Raw genomic sequence first — 15,635 nt, 5'->3', positions numbered from 1 at the left:
TGTCTCACTGTGCCCGGCGATCTTTGTGGCAGAAGGCCGCTGAAATGAGCTACTTCATCACCGGCACCGATACCGGCGCAGGCAAGACGCTGGTCAGCTGCGCGCTGCTGCATGCCTTTGCCGCGCAGGGTAGGCGCGTGGCGGGTTTCAAGCCGGTGGCGGCCGGATGCGACGAAGACGATCACAACGAAGACGCCAAACTGCTGCGTGCCGCGGGCAGCATCCAGGCCACATACGGCCAGGTCAATCCCTATTGTTTCCCGCATGCCATTGCGCCGCATCTTGCCGCGCGGCATGTCGGGGTGCGAATCGAGTTCCCGCGCATCCTTGCTTCTTATCGCGAACTTGCCGGGCAGACCGATGAGGTCATCGCGGAAGGTGCCGGCGGCTTCCTGGTGCCGCTGAACGACAGGCAGACCAGCGCCGACCTGGCGAAGCAGCTCGACCTGCCGGTGATCCTGGTGGTGGGCATGCGGCTGGGCTGTCTCAATCATGCACTGCTGACGGTGCGGGCGATCGCCGATTACCAGCTAGAATGCGCGGGCTGGGTGGCCAACGTGCTGGATGCAGGCATGCCCGCCCTGCAGGAGAATATCGACGCGCTGCGCGAGCGCATCGCAGCGCCGTTGCTGGGCATCATTCCCCATCAAGCCATGCCCGACGCACGCGCGGCTTCGGCGCATTTGAACCTGGAGCTGCTGGAGAAAAAACAGATCGATGGTTGAATTCAGTCTCATCGCGGTGTTGCTGGTCGGCCTGCTCGGCGGTGTGCACTGTCTCGGCATGTGCGGCAGCATCGTCGGGGTCTTCACTGCGCAGGTGCCCGCAGACCGCCCGCGCTGGCCGTTCCACCTGGCCTACAGCAGCGGCCGCATTGCCAGTTATGCCGCGGCGGGGGCGCTGGTCGGTGCCGCCGGACAGGCAGGCTTGCTGATGCGCGATGCGGTACCGGTACAGCACCTGCTGTTCCTGCTGTCGAGTTCGATGCTGGTGTTGCTGGGCCTGTATCTGGCCGGGCTATGGGGTGCGGTACGGCGCCTGGAACAGGCCGGAGCGGGGCTGTGGAAGCGCCTGCAGCCCTTTACCACCCGCTTGTTGCCGGTGAACACCGTGCCGCGCGCCCTGGCGCTGGGGGCACTGTGGGGCTGGCTGCCGTGCGGGCTGGTGTACAGTGTGCTTGTCACTGCCCTGGCCAGCGGCAGTGCCGCCCAGGGGGCGCTTATCATGGCCGCGTTTGGGCTGGGTACCCTGCCTAACCTGCTGGCAATCGGGCTGTTCTGGGAAAGCGCCAGAAACTGGGTACAATCGCCGCGCGTGCGGCTGTCGGCTGGGCTGCTGGTGATGATGTTCGGGGTGTATGGCTTGGCGAAGGTCGGCTATACCTTCTACGTAAACGGATGGAGCGGCAGCTGTCATGTACCTGTATAGATTTCTCCTGATCCTGTTGTTGCCAGTGCTGGCCTCGTGCGGCGAGCAGACATTGCCTTCCCCGTTCCTGGCGGGCGATGTGACGGCGAAGTATGCGCATGCGGACTTCCACCTCAGCGATGCAGCCGGCAAGCCGGTCAGCCTGGCGGACTTCCGCGGCAAGGTGGTGGTGCTGTTCTTCGGCTATACCCACTGCCCGCAGGTGTGCCCGACCACGCTCGCCGACCTGGCGCACATGATGCGTCTGCTGGGCAAGGATGCCGACCGGGTGCAGGTGCTGTTCGTCACGCTCGATCCCGAACGCGATACGCCGGAATTGCTGGCGAAATATCCGACCGCGTTCTATCCCACCTTCAAGGGGTTGTATGGCGACAGTGCGGCGACCGCACAGGCGGCGCAGGCGTTCGGCGTGACCTACGAGAAGCACCCGAACAAGAACGGCGGCTACGACCTGGATCATACGGCCGGGACATACTTCATCGCACCCAGAGGCCAGCCGGTGCTGCTGGCGCCTTTCTGGCAGCATGCGGATTCGTGGGTACAGGACGTCAGAATATTGCTGGCATTCAAATGACCCCGCTTTTCGATCTGCTGCGCTTCGAAATAGACGAAGTCAATCTGCCGATCCGCGCAGAGCAGATTCGCGCGCGTCTCCACAGCTATCCGCTGATGGTGGTCACGCAACTTGCGCTGGCGCCCTTGCTGGTGATGCTGATGTGGGACAAGGTCGCGCACTTCAGTCTGCAGGTGTGGCTGACGGCGGTCTATTGCGTGCATGCGATCGAATATTACGTCTGGTACCGTCATCGCAAGCAGACCAGGGATGTGGCCGAGAATCTGTACTGGGATCGCAAGTTCAGGCAGCTGACGGCGATGGTCTCGCTCACCTGGGGCAGTGCCGGGGTGCTGATGTTCGTTCCCGGCGACCTGGCCTACCAGGCGCTGCTGATCTGCGTGGCGATGGGCATCGCAGCGGGCGCGGCGACCAGCAACCCCTTCCATCCCCCTTCGATGTTCATCTACCTGACCGGCATTATCCTGCCGTTGCTGGGCAGGCTGGCCTGGGAAAACGATACGACGCACTGGATATTGTTCACGATGCTGGGCATGTTCTGCGTTTTCGTGCTCAAGTCGGCGCTGGAATTGATCCGCACCTTCGAGCAATCGCAGCGGCGCCGTTTCGAAAACGAAATCCTGGTCGAGGCGCTGATTGCACGCAAACGCGAAGCGGAGTCATCGCGCCAGCTTGCCGAGCAGGCCAGCCAGGCCAAGTCGAAGTTCCTGGCCACCGCCAGCCACGACCTGCGCCAGCCGTTGCAGGCATTGCGCCTGTTCTCGGATGCCTTGCAGGACACGGCCAAGGAAAAGGAGACCGCGCGCCTGGCCGGGCAGATCGGCAAATCGGTCAATGCCTTGGTTGACATGTTCGACGACCTGCTGGACGTGTCGCGTCTGGATGCCGGTATCGTCGAGCCGCGCAAGCAGCATTTCATGCTGGGGGCGCTGTTCGACCGGATATACGGCGATTTTGCGCCGCTGGCCCAGGCGAAAGCGCTGGATTTCCGCCTGCCCGTCTGCCTGGAGGGTGAATGCAACCGGCAAGGCGGATGCGATGTCGCAATCTACAGCGATCCGTTCCTGCTGGAACGCATGCTGCGCAACCTGATCTCCAATGCCATCCGTTACAGCCATAGCGGCAGTGTGGAGGTGCGCTGCCGCAGCCTGCCGGGCAAGGTCGCGCTGGAAGTCGCGGATACCGGCATCGGCATCGCGGAAGAGACATTGCCGCACATCTTCGAGGAATATTACCAGGCGGACAACCCGCATCGCGACCGCCGCAAGGGGCTGGGGCTGGGGCTGGCCATCGTGCGCCGGATCGAGGAACTGCTGGAATGCGAGGTGACGGTGAGTTCGCAGCCCGGTGTCGGTTCGGTGTTCGGTTTCGAGGTGCCGACAGGCAATGCGGAAAACCTGGTGCAGCCCTTCGTCACCGCGCATTCCCAATACGACCTGGGCGGCAGCGTGGTGGCGCTGGTCGAAGACGACCAGGATATCCGCGATGTCACCACCGACCTGATGGAGCAATGGGGTTGCAGGGTGGTGGCGGGGGAATATGCGGAGGATGTGATACGCAAGCTGGATATCGCCCAGGCGAAGCCGGACCTGCTGGTGTGCGATTACCGCCTGCCCCATGGCACGACTGCCATTCAGGTCATCAGGCAGATGCGCGCAGCATGGGGAGAGGAATTGCCGGCCGTGGTGTTGACCGGCGATACCGCCAGCGAGACCCTGCACGAGATCCATGCGAGCGGTGCGATCCTGCTGCACAAGCCCATCGCCCCGATGCGGTTGCGGGCGATGATGTATTTCGCGATGCATGGCGAGAGCTAGAAACCCCTGCCCGGAGTGATATGATTACGGGTGCCATGGGTCGGAGAGGTGCAAGATGAAAATAAAGGTGTTGATGGCGGATGACCACGCGTTGTTTCGCGATGGAATGCGCTATGTATTGCAGCAGCTGGCTGACGAAGTCGAGATACTGGATTCGGGGAATTTTCAGGATGCCCTGCAACTGGTGCATGACAATCCCGACACGGACCTGGCCCTGCTCGACCTGAACATGCCAGGCAGCGAAGGCGTTCCGTCCATCCAGTTCTTCCATCTGCGCCATCCCGATATCCCGCTGGTGGTGGTCTCCGGCTCCGACCATCGCGACGACATCGAAAGCGTGATGGAATCGGGCGCGATGGGATTCATCTCCAAGATGTCCTCCAGCAAGATCATGCTGTCGGCGTTGCGCATGGTACTCGAAGGCGGTGTCTACCTGCCGCCGCAACTGCTGCAGCAGGCGGTCAACAACGTCGACCAGGGCGAGACGCTGGCCAGCCGCCGCGCGCAGCGCGCCGCCAAGTTCGGCCTCACTTCGCGCCAGCTAGAGGTGCTGACCAACCTGGCCGCCGGCATGGCGAACAAGGAGATCTCCAAGAAGATGAACCTGGCCGAGGGTACCGTGAAGATACATACGGCCGCCGTCTACCAGGCCTTGCACGTCAATTCGCGCCTGGAGGCGGTCAGCGCGGCGCGGCGACTGGGATTCCTGCCGCCCGCCCCCAACGATTCCGAGGGGCATTGATGGCATTGCCTGCAAGTCCCCGTCCGCCTTTGCCGGAAAGGCTGCTCGGCCTGCTGCGCGAATCGCGCTGGCTGCTGCTGGTGGCCGTCGCGCTCTATCTCATCCTCATCCTGTTCGGTTTCGATCGTGCCGACCCGTCCTGGTCGCACAGCGCCAGCGGCGCGACCACGCACAATCCCGGCGGCGTGCTGGGGGCATGGCTGGCCGATGTGCTGCTCTATCTGTTCGGGTTCTCCGCCTGGTGGTGGGTCACGCTGATGCTGCAGCGCGTGTGGGCAGGCTATCGCCGCATGCGCGCCGACAGCCTGTTCGACCAGCGCGCCTTGTGGGTTTCGCTGCTCGGTTTCGGCGTGCTGCTGTTCTCCAGCAGCGCACTGGAAGCGTTGCGCCTCTATACCTGGAAGGTCGCCTTGCCGCTGGCCCCTGGCGGCATGCTCGGTGCGGTGCTGGGCAGCGCGTTGTCGCACACCCTGGGATTCACCGGCGCCACCCTGTTCCTGCTGGCATTGATGGTGGTCAGCTTCAGCCTCTACACCGGCTTGTCGTGGCTCAGGTTCGCCGACTGGCTGGGTGGCATGCTGGAGAACGGCTGGCTGTGGGCGCGCAATACCTGGCAGACCCGGCAGGACAAGCGCATCGGCGCGCAGGCGATGCAGGAGCGCAGCGTGGTGGTGGAAGAGGAAAAGAAACGCGTGGAAGAGCACGAACCCATCCACATCGAGATGCCGGTCTACGAAGTGCCGCGTTCGAAGCGCGTGGAAAAGGAGAAGCAGGTATCGCTGTTCGCCGAGATGCCGGATTCCGACCTACCGCCGCTGCACCTGCTGGATGAGGCGAAGCAGCAGGTGGAGGTGGTGTCCGCCGAGACGCTGGAATTCACCTCGCGCCTGATCGAACGCAAGCTCAAGGACTTCGGCGTCGAAGTCAAGGTGGTCGGCGCCTATCCCGGCCCCGTCATTACGCGTTACGAGATCGATCCCGCCGTCGGCGTGAAGGGCAGCCAGATCGTCAACCTGGTGCGCGACCTGGCGCGCGCGCTGTCGGTGGTGAGCATCCGCGTGGTCGAGACCATCCCCGGCAAAGCCTACATGGCGCTGGAACTGCCCAACCCGAAGCGGCAGATCGTGCACCTGTCCGAGATCCTCGGTTCGCAGGTGTATGCCGAGATGAATTCGCCGCTGACCATGGCGATGGGCAAGGACATCTCCGGCAAGCCGGTAGTGGCCGACCTGGCCAAGATGCCGCACGTGCTGGTGGCCGGCACCACCGGTTCCGGCAAGTCGGTGGCGATCAACGCCATGATCCTGAGCCTGCTGTACAAGTCCACGCCCAAGCAGGTGCGCTTGCTGCTGGTCGACCCGAAGATGCTGGAGCTTTCCGTCTATGAAGGCATCCCGCACCTGCTGGCGCCGGTGGTCACCGACATGCGCCAGGCTGCCTCCGCCCTCAACTGGGGGGTGCAGGAGATGGACAAGCGCTACAAGCTGATGTCGGCGCTCGGCGTGCGCAACATCGCCGGCTACAACCAGAAGGTGCGCGACGCGATCAAGGCCGGCGAACCGCTGACCAATCCGTTCAGCATCACGCCGGAGAATCCGGAGGCGCTGGAAGAGTTGCCGTTCATCGTCATCTTCATCGACGAACTGGCCGACCTGATGATGGTGGTGGGCAAGAAGGTGGAAGAACTCATCGCGCGGCTGGCGCAGAAGGCGCGTGCCGCCGGCATCCACCTGGTGCTGGCGACGCAGCGGCCGTCGGTGGACGTCATCACCGGCCTGATCAAGGCCAACGTGCCGACGCGCGTCGCGTTCCAGGTGTCCAGCAAGATCGACTCGCGCACCATCCTCGACCAGATGGGCGCCGAATCGCTGCTCGGTCAGGGCGACATGCTCTACCTGCCGCCAGGCAGCGGCCATCCGCAACGCGTGCACGGTGCTTTCGTTTCCGACCAGGAAGTGCACCGCGTCACCGAGCACCTCAAGGCGCAGGGCCAGCCGGACTACATCGAAGGCGTGCTGACCTCGCTGGATGAACCGGCCGAAGGCGAATACGATGGCGGCGGCGGAGATGCCGAAGCGGATGCGCTGTACGACCAGGCCGTGGAGATCGTGCTCAAAACGCGCCGTCCTTCCATCTCGCTGGTGCAGCGCCACCTGCGCATCGGCTACAACCGCGCTGCGCGCCTGATCGAGGCGATGGAGAAAGCAGGTCTGGTATCGGCGATGCAGCCGAACGGCAACCGCGAGGTGCTGGCGCCGAGTCGTGAAGGGTGAGCGGAATACCGGTGCGCCTCGGCATGCAAAGCCGGCCGTCATTTCCCTTGTTTCCCATTAATGCAGGTCTGGAAAATGCTCAATAAACTTTTGCCTTCCCTTTTGTTGTTTGTGGCGGTATCCGCGCATGCGGCGGCCACCGACAAGCTGAAATCGTTCATCGCCGGAACGCGCTCTGCGCAGGCCGGTTTCACCCAGGAAGTGCTGGACAAGAGCGGCAAGCGCATCCAGCTCGCCTCCGGCACCATGCAGTTCGTGCGCCCGGGCAAGTTCCGCTGGGTCTACCAGAAACCGTATGAGCAGCTCATCGTCGGCGACGGCAAGAAGTTCTGGCTGTACGACATCGACCTCAACCAGGTCACGGTGAAGAAGCTGGATGCCGCGCTGGGCAGCAGCCCGGCGGCGCTGCTGTCCGGCGACAACGAGATCGAGCGCGGTTTCGTCCTGAAGGACATCGAAGGCCGCGACGGCCTCGAATGGCTGCAGGCCACGCCGAAATCGAACGAAACCACCTTCGAGAAGATACTCATGGCGTTCGATGCCAGATCCGAACTGGCGGTAATGGAGCTGTACGATGCTTTCGGCCACCACACCGTGTTGCGTTTTACGGAGCTGAAGAACAATCCGGCGTTGCCGTCGAAGCTGTTCCACTTCGTTCCGCCCGAGGGGGCGGATGTGCTGGGCGAGTGATGAGCAGCGCAGACCTCTTCGCTGCCAACCAACCCGCCGCACCGCTGGCCGAGCGGCTGCGCCCAAAACATATCGACGAAGTCATCGGGCAGTCCCATTTGCTGGGCGAGGGCAAACCGCTGCGGCTGGCGTTCCAGTCCGGCAAGCTGCACTCGATGATCCTGTGGGGGCCGCCGGGGGTGGGCAAGACCACGCTGGCGCGGCTGATGGCGTCGGCTTTCGATGCCGAGTTCGTGCCGCTGTCGGCCGTGCTGTCCGGCGTGAAGGACATCCGCGAAGCCATCGCGCAGGCGGAGCTCACGCTGCAACAGAGCGGTCGCCACACCATCCTGTTCGTGGATGAGGTTCACCGCTTCAACAAGTCGCAGCAGGATGCCTTCCTGCCGTTCGTCGAGCAGGGACTGGTCACCTTCATCGGCGCCACCACCGAGAACCCGTCGTTCGAGGTGAACGGCGCGCTGCTGTCGCGCGCGCAGGTGTATGTGCTGAAGTCGCTGTCCGAGGCCGAGATGGGGCAATTGTTCGTGCGCGCGCAGCAGGCGGCGCTGCAGGGCATCGCTTTCGATGACGATGCGAAGGGGCGCATCATCGGCTATGCGGATGGCGATGCGCGCCGGCTGCTCAATGTGCTGGAGCAATTGCAGACTGCCGCCGAGACCGCCAGGGTCGCGCGGATCGACACGCAGTTCCTCGATGCCACGCTGGCGCAGAACCTGCGCCGCTTCGACAAGGGCGGCGAGGCGTTCTATGACCAGATCTCCGCATTGCACAAGTCGGTGCGCGGCTCCAATCCCGATGCGGCGCTGTACTGGTTCACGCGCATGCTGGACGGCGGCGCCGACCCGCGCTACCTGGCACGGCGCATCGTGCGCATGGCGTGGGAGGACATCGGCCTGGCCGACCCGCGCGGCATCGACATCGCGCTTGCCGCCGCCGAAACCTACGAGCGCCTGGGGTCTCCGGAAGGCGAGCTGGCGCTGGGGCAGGCGGTGATCTACCTGGCCGTGGCGGCCAAGTCGAATGCCGGATACGTCGCGTATAATGCCGCCCGCGCCTGGGTCAGGCAGGATGGTTCGCGCGAAGTGCCGCTGCACTTGCGCAACGCGCCGACCAAGTTGATGAAGCAGCTGGATTACGGCAAGGATTACCGCTATGCGCACGACGAGGCGGGCGGCTATGCGGCAGGAGAGGATTATTTCCCCGCCGATATGCCGGAAGTGAGTTTCTACCAGCCCACCGAACGCGGGCTGGAAGCGAAGATTGCAGAGAAGCTGGCGCATCTGCGGCAGCTGGATGAAGTGGCAAAAAACAAAAAAGGATAGGCAGCATGTTGGATATTCAAACATTGAGGAATGACTTGGCCGGCGTCGCGGCACGCCTGGCGGCGCGCGGCTACACGCTGGACACGGCGAAGTTCGAGCAGCTGGAAGCGGAACGCAAGACCATCCAGACCCGCACGCAGGAACTGCAGGCCAGGCGCAATGCGGCTTCCAAGCAGATCGGGCAGGCCAAGGCCAAGGGCGAGGATGTCACCGCCATCATGGCGGAGGTGTCCTCGCTGGGAGATGAATTGAAACTGCTGGAATCGGACACCTTGCCCAAGGTGCTGCAGGCGCTGGATGCTTTCCTCGCCGAGATCCCCAACGTGCCGCATGCGAACGTGCCGGTCGGCAAATCGGAGGCGGACAACGTCGAAGTGCGCAAGGTCGGCGACGTGCCGAAGTTCGCCTTCGAGGTGAAGGATCACGTCAGCATCGGCGAAGGGCTGGGCGGACTGGATTTCGATACCGCCGCGAAAATAAGTGCTGCGCGCTTCTCTCTGCTGAAAGGGCCGCTGGCGCGGCTGCATCGTGCGCTGGCGCAGTTCATGCTGGACACGCACACCGAGAAGCACGGCTACACCGAAACGTATGTGCCCTACATTGTGAATGCGGAGTCGATGCGCGGTACCGGACAGCTTCCAAAATTCGAGCGAGATTTATTTCAAGTAAGTTTTGGAGGAGTTGATTCAAAAGCTATTGAGCAAGGCTATGAAGTTAAGACCGATCTTTCTACAGGTGAACAAACGGGCAAAGTATTTGAACGTTTGTGGTTTCTCATTCCCACCGCCGAAGTCCCCGTGACCAACATGGTGCGCGACGAGATCGTGCCACTGGAAAAACTGCCGCTGAAGTTCGTGGCGCACACGCCGTGCTTCCGCAGCGAAGCCGGTTCCTACGGGCGCGACACGCGCGGCATGATCCGCCAGCACCAGTTCGACAAGGTGGAACTGGTGCAGATCGTGCATCCGGAAAAGTCCTACGAGATGCTGGAGGAACTGCTCGGCCACGCCGAGACCATCCTCAAACTGCTCGGCCTGCCGTACCGCGTGGTCAAGCTGTGCACGGGCGACATGGGTTTCTCCTCCGCCACCACCTACGACATCGAAGTGTGGCTGCCGGCGCAGAACACCTACCGCGAGATATCCTCCTGCTCCAACTTCGAGGCCTTCCAGGCACGCCGCATGCAGGCACGCTTCCGCAACGCCGCCGGCAAGCCGGAGCTGGTGCACACGCTGAACGGTTCCGGTCTCGCCGTTGGCCGCACGCTGGTGGCCATCCTCGAGAACTACCAGCAGGCCGACGGCAGCGTGCTGGTGCCGGAAGTGCTGCGCCCTTACATGGGCGGGCTGACTTCCATCAACGCGATCTGATCCGGACGGGGAGCATGGCTGCTTCCCGTTTGCCGGCGTCGCCTGTCCGGCATGTACGCTGCCAGCGGTTGCTGCCAGTACGTCATTCATTCCTGGTTGAGGTCGAACATGGGCGATAAGGCCAGTCATCCGCCGATCCTGAAGCTGCGCAACATCCGCCGCCGTTTCCTGCTGGGCGAAACCACCATCGATGCGCTGCACGGCATCTCGCTGGACATCCATGCGGGCGAATTCCTGGCCGTGTGGGGCCCCTCCGGCAGCGGCAAATCCACCCTGATGAACATCATCGGCCTGATCGACAATCCAACCGAGGGCGAGGTGCACTTCGAGGAACAGGACACGCGCGCGCTGGCGGACGACGAACTCACCGATTTCCGCAGCAAGAAGATTGGTTTCGTGTTCCAGAACTTCAACCTGGTGCCCGTGCTTTCGGCGCTGGAGAATGTGATGCTGCCGTTGCAGATACAGGGCGTGGCGGAACACGCGGCGCGCGAGCGGGCCGCGGCGCGGCTGGTGGATGTCGGGCTGGAACGATTCAAGGACTCGCTGCCGGACAAGCTTTCCGGCGGCCAGCGCCAGCGCGTGGCCATCGCGCGCGCACTGGTGGTCGATCCCCGGCTGGTCATCGCCGACGAGCCGACGGCGAACCTGGATTCCGAGAACAGCCGCATGGTGGTCGAGTTGATGCGCGAGATGAACCGCGCGCGCAAGGTCACCTTCGTGTTCACCACGCATGACCAGCGACTGCTCGACCATGTGGACAGGAAAATATTGCTGCAGGACGGCAACATCGTCAGCGACGAGGTGATGGCATGAGCAATCAAACCCGTCATTCCGGCGCAGGCCGGAATCCAGGCAATCCAATAATCTCCTGCGCAGCAGGACGACATTCCGGTTTTGTCCGCTGCGCGGAATCTGTTTTCTGCTGGATTCCGGCCTGCGCCGGAATGACGATTGCCGAGGTGATGGCATGAGGAACATGCTCAAGCTTGCCTTGCGCGGGCTGCTGCGCAACCGCCGCCGTTCGCTGGTGACACTGCTCGCCATCTCTTTCGGGTTTTCCGCCATCGTGCTGTTTGCCGGTTACACGCACAACGTGTACGGCGGACTGGCGCGCCAGTCCATCCACGGTGAGATGCTGGGCCACTTGACGCTGAGCAAGCGCGGCATGCGCAAGGAAGGCAAACTCGATCCGGAGCGCTATATGCTCACCGCGGCTGAGGTTGATGCCATCACCAGGCTGCTGAAGGAAGAGCCGCACGTCGAGATGGTCGCGCCGCGCCTGGCGTTCAGCGGGCTGGTCAGCAACGGCCGCGCCAGCACCATCTTCGTCGGCGAGAGCATCGAACCGGCGGCGATGGAGCGCCTGCAGCAGAATGTGCTGACCGAGGCGGAGAAGAAGAGCGGCATGTTCGACCGGCTGAGGAAACAGCTGGATCCGGCGCATCCCGACGTGGTGGAACTGAGCGAAGGCCTGGCCGACATGTTGCATCTGGCCGCGGGCGGGCAGGCACAGATGCTGGTGAATACGCTGGCCGGCCAGGCCAACGCGCTGGACGTCAGCGTGGGCGGCACCTTCAACACCGGCAATGCGGGCAGCAACGACAAGTTCGCCTTCGCCTCGCTGGCATTGGCGCGCACGCTGCTGGATGCGGAAGGGCGCGCGGACCGGCTGACCATCCTGCTGGACGACATGGCGCGGACCGATGCGATGCGCGACCGTTTGCAGGCCAGGCTCCAGGCGGCAGGATTCGATGTCGAGATCATGACCTGGCAGGAACTGTCCGATTTCTACAACCAGGTGCACGGCATGTTCGACATGATCTTCGGCTTCATTTTCTCCATCGTGCTGACCGTGGTGGTGATGAGCGTGGCCAATTCGATGGGCATGACGGTGATCGAGCGCACCCGCGAGATTGGCACACTGCGCGCCATCGGCCTGAAGCGCAGCGGCGTGGTGCGATTGTTCACCGTCGAATCGATGCTGCTCACGCTGATCGGCTGCAGCGTCGGCTTGCTGATCTCCTTTGCGGTGCGCTGGGGCGTCAACATGGCCGATATTTCCTACGTGCCGCCCAACAGCGCCAGCCGCGTGCCGCTGCTGGTGGACCTGGATGCCGGGCGCACGCTGTTCACTTTCGTGCTGATGGCGGTGGTGGGCACGGTGGCGGCCTACCTGCCGGCCAGGCGCGCGGCGCGGAAGGACATCATCGATGCCCTGGGACATGTGTGACTGCCATGCGTGAACACGTTGCCATGCGGCGGGTCTTCGGCGCGCTGCTGTTCGGGCTGTGCTGTCTGGGCGGTCCCGCAGCGGCGGTGCCCGATGCGAACCGCATCCTGCAGGATGCCGACCGTGCGCGCGGCGGCAGCCTGCCCGGCATCGTATGGGAGATCAGGGTGACCTCGCATGACGCCGACCGCGTGGCCGAGCCGCAGCGCATGCGGGTCATGGCGATGGGCGATGCCAGCGTGGCGGAGACGCTGGAACCCGCCCGCCTCAAGGGTTACCGGGTGCTGCAGGTGGGGCGCGACATGTGGCTGGCGCGTCCTGGCCTGTCCAGGCCGGTGCCCATCTCCCCGCACCAGCGCCTGATCGGGCAGGCCGCCAATGGCGACATCGCGGCGACCAACTATGCGGGCGATTACGATGCGCGGCTGGCCGGCACGGAGCCGCTGGCCGGCGAAGCGTGCTATGTGCTCGACCTGCATGCGAAGAACAAACGGGTCACTTACGACCGCATCCGTTACTGGGTCTCGGTCAGGCGCATGGTCGGCATCAAGGCCGAGTTCGAATCGGTCAGCGGCAAGCTGCTGAAGACGGCGCGCTTCGAATACGGCAACACGATCGAAGCCGGAGGGAAGTCCCTCCCCTTCGTCAGCAGGATGGTCATCGAGGACGCGCTGTCCGATGCCGAAACGACGATGGAATTTTCCGGGGTGCAGGTCCGGCAGATCGATGCGTCCGCATTCGATCTCGGCCAGGCGCAATAGGCGCTCATTATTATTGTGCGGGCATCGCAGCTTGCGGGTGGAGGAGCCATGAACAGGAAGACGGCAGTGATCACCGGGGCATCCAGCGGTATCGGGCAGGAATTGGCGCGCCTGTTTGCGGCGGACGGTTACGACCTGATCGTGTCGGCACGCCGGGTGGAGCGATTGCAGCAATTGGCGAGCGAGCTGCGCGATGCCTGCGGTACCGCGGTTCGCATCGTTCCGATGGACATCGCACAGCCGGGTGCGGCCGACGCGCTGTGGCAGGTGATCCGCGATATCGCGCCCGCGGTCGACGTGCTGGTGAACAACGCCGGTGTCGGCGATTCCGGCCCATTCGCGCTGGAGCGCCCGGAAGCCATCGAGCGCATGATCCAGCTCGACATCTCCGCGCTGACGTTGCTCACGCGCCATGCACTGCCGGGCATGATTGAACGCGGGCACGGCCGCATACTCAATGTTGCCTCGCTGGCCGGTTTCCAGCCGGGCGGGCCCGGCATGTCGGTGTATTACGCGAGCAAAAGCTATGTGCTGTCGTTTTCGCGTGGCATCCGGCGCGAATTGCGCGGCAGCGGGGTGAGCGTGACCGCATTGTGTCCCGGTCCCACGCGCACCGAATTCGAGGAAACCGCCGGTGCGCAGGGGACGCTGCTGTTCTACTGGTCGAGGCCGATGGAGGCGCGCACCGTGGCGCTTGCCGGCTATCGGGCGATGCAGCGCGGATGCGGGGTGGCGGTGCCGGGCTTGCTGAACAAGCTGCTGGCGGCCGGCGCGAGGTTCTCGCCCGCGGCCATCGCACTGGAGGTCAACCGCTTCCTGCTGGCGGTGCGGCGCTAGGCCTATTTGATCAGGCTGCCGACGAAGCTGCGTTTCAGCACTGGCGGCAACTGATACAGCGATTTCTGCGCTTCCAGCCGTTTCAGCATGTCGCTATACAGGCGCACCGTTTCGACCAGGATCACCGCCTCGCCGCCGCGCGCCCTGCCGTGTTTGGTCTTCTTGTAGAAGGACGGCCGCGAGAGCAGCGGCATCATGCGCTTCACGTCGGCCCAGATGTCCGGGTTCAATCCCGATTCGCTGGCCAGGATGCGTGCATCTTCCAGGTGTCCCATGCCCTGGTTGTATGCGGCCAGGGCCATCCACAGGCGGTCTTCATCGTTGATGCGCAGCGGCAGCTGTTCCTTGAGCAACTGCAGGTAGCGGGCGCCGGCCAGGATGCTGCCGTGCGGGTCGAGCCGGTCTTCCACGTTCATCCGGTCGGCGGTCTCCTCGGTCAGCATCATCATGCCGCGTACATTGGTGTAGGAGGTGGCGTTCGGGTCCCAGTGCGATTCCTGGTAGGACAGCGCAGCGAGCAGTTTCCAGTCGATACCGGTGAGGTCGGCGGCTTCCTCGAACCAGTGCCGGTAATGCGGCAGCAGGGTGCGTGTCTGCGTGATGAAGGCTTCCGCGTTGATCGAATCGAGGCGTTCGTTGTAACCGTAGTAGCGGTCGATCAGGTGGCGCAGGGTGCCGTCCTGCTTGATATGGGTGAGGAAGAGCTGCGCTTCGTCGAACAGCTGCGGGTCGCTGTCCCTGGCAAATGCCAGCGACAGGTCGGTCGGGGAATCGAGATCGAGCGCGCTGCCCAGCTCCGGATAGAAGTTGCGCGCTGTCGCCAGTTGCTCCTCGTTGGCCACCGTACAGTCGAGCTTGCCGTCGGCCACCTCTTCCAGCAATTCGACGGGGGAGGTGTCGCGACGGGAACTCCATGACAGCCTGTCATGGTCGCGCCGGACTTCGCGCAGGGCGGTTTCCTGCGGCGATCCGGCTGCCACCACCAGCGTGTGCCTGGCGAGATTGTCGATGTCGTCCGGCGTGGCGCCGTGGCAGATCACCAGTTCGTCCAGCGATTGGTAGGATTTGCTGAAATGCAGGGGGTAGTCGGTGGTGCTGCGCATGCCGGTCGCCAGATGCGCCTTGTGCGCCGCCAGGGCAGGCAGCGCCTGGTCTATCGCCAGCGGAACGGTCTTGAGTTTCACCTGCAACTGCTGGGCGAACAGACCCGCCAGTTCGGTATCGAAGGCGTTCTCCGTCTCCATGTCGGGGGGCGGCACGATCACCACCAGTTCGCCCTGGCGCCAGTCCGGCAAGGGGTCGACAGCGGTGGTCTTCATCCAGAGCCAGGCACACAGCGCGAGGACAACCGCGAGTTGCAGGGGTAATAGACTTCGCATGGCGAACATTCTGCCCGAAATTCCGAGGTTGCTGGTAAAATGCGCGCCCTCACGTTGCCGAGGCAGTTGCGGCAAGGTGCAGCAGAGCAGTATTCGGAGAGGTGGCAGAGTGGTCGAATGTACCTGACTCGAAATCAGGCGTACGGTAACCCCGTACCGAGGGTTCGAATCCCTCCCTCTCCGCCAAATTAGAGAACCGCCCCTCGTGG

General features: G+C 63.6%; 15 protein-coding genes and 1 tRNA gene. 15 read left to right on the top strand and 1 reads right to left on the bottom strand.

Going from position 1 to position 15,635, the window contains the following annotated elements:
- Window positions 1-44 precede the first annotated feature (44 nt).
- From bioD to L6418_RS11465, 14 genes are all read left to right on the top strand, one after another.
- Window positions 45-725 carry a dethiobiotin synthase gene (gene bioD / locus L6418_RS11535; RefSeq protein ID WP_237247070.1) on the top strand — a complete coding sequence of 227 codons (681 nt, stop codon included), beginning with the start codon at window positions 45-47 and terminating at the stop codon, window positions 723-725.
- Window positions 718-1,428 carry a sulfite exporter TauE/SafE family protein gene (locus tag L6418_RS11530; protein WP_237247069.1) on the top strand — a complete coding sequence of 237 codons (711 nt, stop codon included), beginning with the start codon at window positions 718-720 and terminating at the stop codon, window positions 1,426-1,428. The genes bioD and L6418_RS11530 overlap by 8 nt, the downstream gene beginning before the upstream one ends.
- Window positions 1,415-2,002 (top strand): SCO family protein, encoded by a 588-nt coding sequence (locus L6418_RS11525; RefSeq protein ID WP_237247068.1) that lies wholly within the window; start codon window positions 1,415-1,417, stop codon window positions 2,000-2,002. Before L6418_RS11530 ends, L6418_RS11525 begins: the two co-directional genes overlap by 14 nt.
- Window positions 1,999-3,819: a hybrid sensor histidine kinase/response regulator gene (locus L6418_RS11520; RefSeq protein WP_237247067.1), complete on the top strand. Its 1,821-nt coding sequence runs from the start codon at window positions 1,999-2,001 to the stop codon at window positions 3,817-3,819. Before L6418_RS11525 ends, L6418_RS11520 begins: the two co-directional genes overlap by 4 nt.
- Window positions 3,820-3,874: 55 nt before the next feature.
- The gene (locus L6418_RS11515) at window positions 3,875-4,561 is read left to right on the top strand and encodes a response regulator transcription factor (protein ID WP_237247066.1); all 687 of its coding nucleotides are present in this window, start codon (window positions 3,875-3,877) and stop codon (window positions 4,559-4,561) included.
- Window positions 4,561-6,834, top strand: a complete 2,274-nt coding sequence (locus L6418_RS11505) for a DNA translocase FtsK (RefSeq protein ID WP_269807812.1) — start codon at window positions 4,561-4,563, stop codon at window positions 6,832-6,834. Before L6418_RS11515 ends, L6418_RS11505 begins: the two co-directional genes overlap by 1 nt.
- Before the next feature lie 75 nt (window positions 6,835-6,909).
- On the top strand, window positions 6,910-7,524 hold the full coding sequence (gene lolA, locus L6418_RS11500) for an outer membrane lipoprotein chaperone LolA (protein ID WP_237247065.1): 615 nt from the start codon (window positions 6,910-6,912) through the stop codon (window positions 7,522-7,524).
- Window positions 7,524-8,846: a replication-associated recombination protein A gene (locus tag L6418_RS11495; protein WP_237247064.1), complete on the top strand. Its 1,323-nt coding sequence runs from the start codon at window positions 7,524-7,526 to the stop codon at window positions 8,844-8,846. The genes lolA and L6418_RS11495 overlap by 1 nt, the downstream gene beginning before the upstream one ends.
- A gap of 5 nt (window positions 8,847-8,851) precedes the next feature.
- Window positions 8,852-10,216, top strand: a complete 1,365-nt coding sequence (serS, locus tag L6418_RS11490) for a serine--tRNA ligase (RefSeq protein WP_237247063.1) — start codon at window positions 8,852-8,854, stop codon at window positions 10,214-10,216.
- A gap of 108 nt (window positions 10,217-10,324) precedes the next feature.
- Window positions 10,325-11,032, top strand: coding sequence for an ABC transporter ATP-binding protein (locus tag L6418_RS11485; RefSeq protein WP_237247062.1), 708 nt, complete (start codon window positions 10,325-10,327; stop codon window positions 11,030-11,032).
- Entirely contained in the window at window positions 11,029-11,190 is a 162-nt protein-coding gene (locus L6418_RS11480; protein ID WP_237247061.1) for a hypothetical protein, read from the top strand. The genes L6418_RS11485 and L6418_RS11480 overlap by 4 nt, the downstream gene beginning before the upstream one ends.
- Entirely contained in the window at window positions 11,187-12,449 is a 1,263-nt protein-coding gene (locus L6418_RS11475; protein ID WP_237247060.1) for an ABC transporter permease, read from the top strand. Before L6418_RS11480 ends, L6418_RS11475 begins: the two co-directional genes overlap by 4 nt.
- Before the next feature lie 5 nt (window positions 12,450-12,454).
- Window positions 12,455-13,210 (top strand): outer membrane lipoprotein-sorting protein, encoded by a 756-nt coding sequence (locus L6418_RS11470; protein ID WP_237247059.1) that lies wholly within the window; start codon window positions 12,455-12,457, stop codon window positions 13,208-13,210.
- A gap of 48 nt (window positions 13,211-13,258) precedes the next feature.
- Window positions 13,259-14,047: an SDR family oxidoreductase gene (locus L6418_RS11465; protein ID WP_237247058.1), complete on the top strand. Its 789-nt coding sequence runs from the start codon at window positions 13,259-13,261 to the stop codon at window positions 14,045-14,047.
- A gap of 2 nt (window positions 14,048-14,049) precedes the next feature.
- Here L6418_RS11465 and mltF read toward each other — a convergent pair whose 3' ends face one another.
- A complete protein-coding gene (gene mltF / locus L6418_RS11460) occupies window positions 14,050-15,426 on the bottom strand; it encodes a membrane-bound lytic murein transglycosylase MltF (protein WP_237247057.1) in 1,377 nt (458 codons plus the stop codon).
- 95 nt (window positions 15,427-15,521) lie between these two features.
- On the opposite strand from mltF, the gene L6418_RS11455 reads away from it, so the two are divergent.
- Window positions 15,522-15,612 (top strand) — tRNA-Ser (locus L6418_RS11455).
- Window positions 15,613-15,635: the final 23 nt, after the last annotated feature.

Origin of the sequence: Sideroxyarcus emersonii (genome assembly GCF_021654335.1) — a bacterium.
Lineage (GTDB): Bacteria > Pseudomonadota > Gammaproteobacteria > Burkholderiales > Gallionellaceae > Sideroxyarcus > Sideroxyarcus emersonii.
Note: the sequence above shows the minus strand (reverse complement) of the source record. Positions and strands in the feature narration are given on the sequence as shown.

Coding starts and splice junctions, on each gene's coding strand:
- L6418_RS11465 (WP_237247058.1), top strand. CDS start 13,259: ATGAACAGGAAGACGGCAGTGATCACCGGGGCATCCAGCGGTATCGGG.
- L6418_RS11515 (WP_237247066.1), top strand. CDS start 3,875: ATGAAAATAAAGGTGTTGATGGCGGATGACCACGCGTTGTTTCGCGAT.
- bioD (WP_237247070.1), top strand. CDS start 45: ATGAGCTACTTCATCACCGGCACCGATACCGGCGCAGGCAAGACGCTG.
- L6418_RS11530 (WP_237247069.1), top strand. CDS start 718: ATGGTTGAATTCAGTCTCATCGCGGTGTTGCTGGTCGGCCTGCTCGGC.
- L6418_RS11505 (WP_269807812.1), top strand. CDS start 4,561: ATGGCATTGCCTGCAAGTCCCCGTCCGCCTTTGCCGGAAAGGCTGCTC.
- L6418_RS11470 (WP_237247059.1), top strand. CDS start 12,455: ATGCGTGAACACGTTGCCATGCGGCGGGTCTTCGGCGCGCTGCTGTTC.
- lolA (WP_237247065.1), top strand. CDS start 6,910: ATGCTCAATAAACTTTTGCCTTCCCTTTTGTTGTTTGTGGCGGTATCC.
- L6418_RS11495 (WP_237247064.1), top strand. CDS start 7,524: ATGAGCAGCGCAGACCTCTTCGCTGCCAACCAACCCGCCGCACCGCTG.
- L6418_RS11485 (WP_237247062.1), top strand. CDS start 10,325: ATGGGCGATAAGGCCAGTCATCCGCCGATCCTGAAGCTGCGCAACATC.
- L6418_RS11475 (WP_237247060.1), top strand. CDS start 11,187: ATGAGGAACATGCTCAAGCTTGCCTTGCGCGGGCTGCTGCGCAACCGC.
- L6418_RS11480 (WP_237247061.1), top strand. CDS start 11,029: ATGAGCAATCAAACCCGTCATTCCGGCGCAGGCCGGAATCCAGGCAAT.
- mltF (WP_237247057.1), bottom strand. CDS start 15,426: ATGCGAAGTCTATTACCCCTGCAACTCGCGGTTGTCCTCGCGCTGTGT.
- L6418_RS11520 (WP_237247067.1), top strand. CDS start 1,999: ATGACCCCGCTTTTCGATCTGCTGCGCTTCGAAATAGACGAAGTCAAT.
- L6418_RS11525 (WP_237247068.1), top strand. CDS start 1,415: ATGTACCTGTATAGATTTCTCCTGATCCTGTTGTTGCCAGTGCTGGCC.
- serS (WP_237247063.1), top strand. CDS start 8,852: ATGTTGGATATTCAAACATTGAGGAATGACTTGGCCGGCGTCGCGGCA.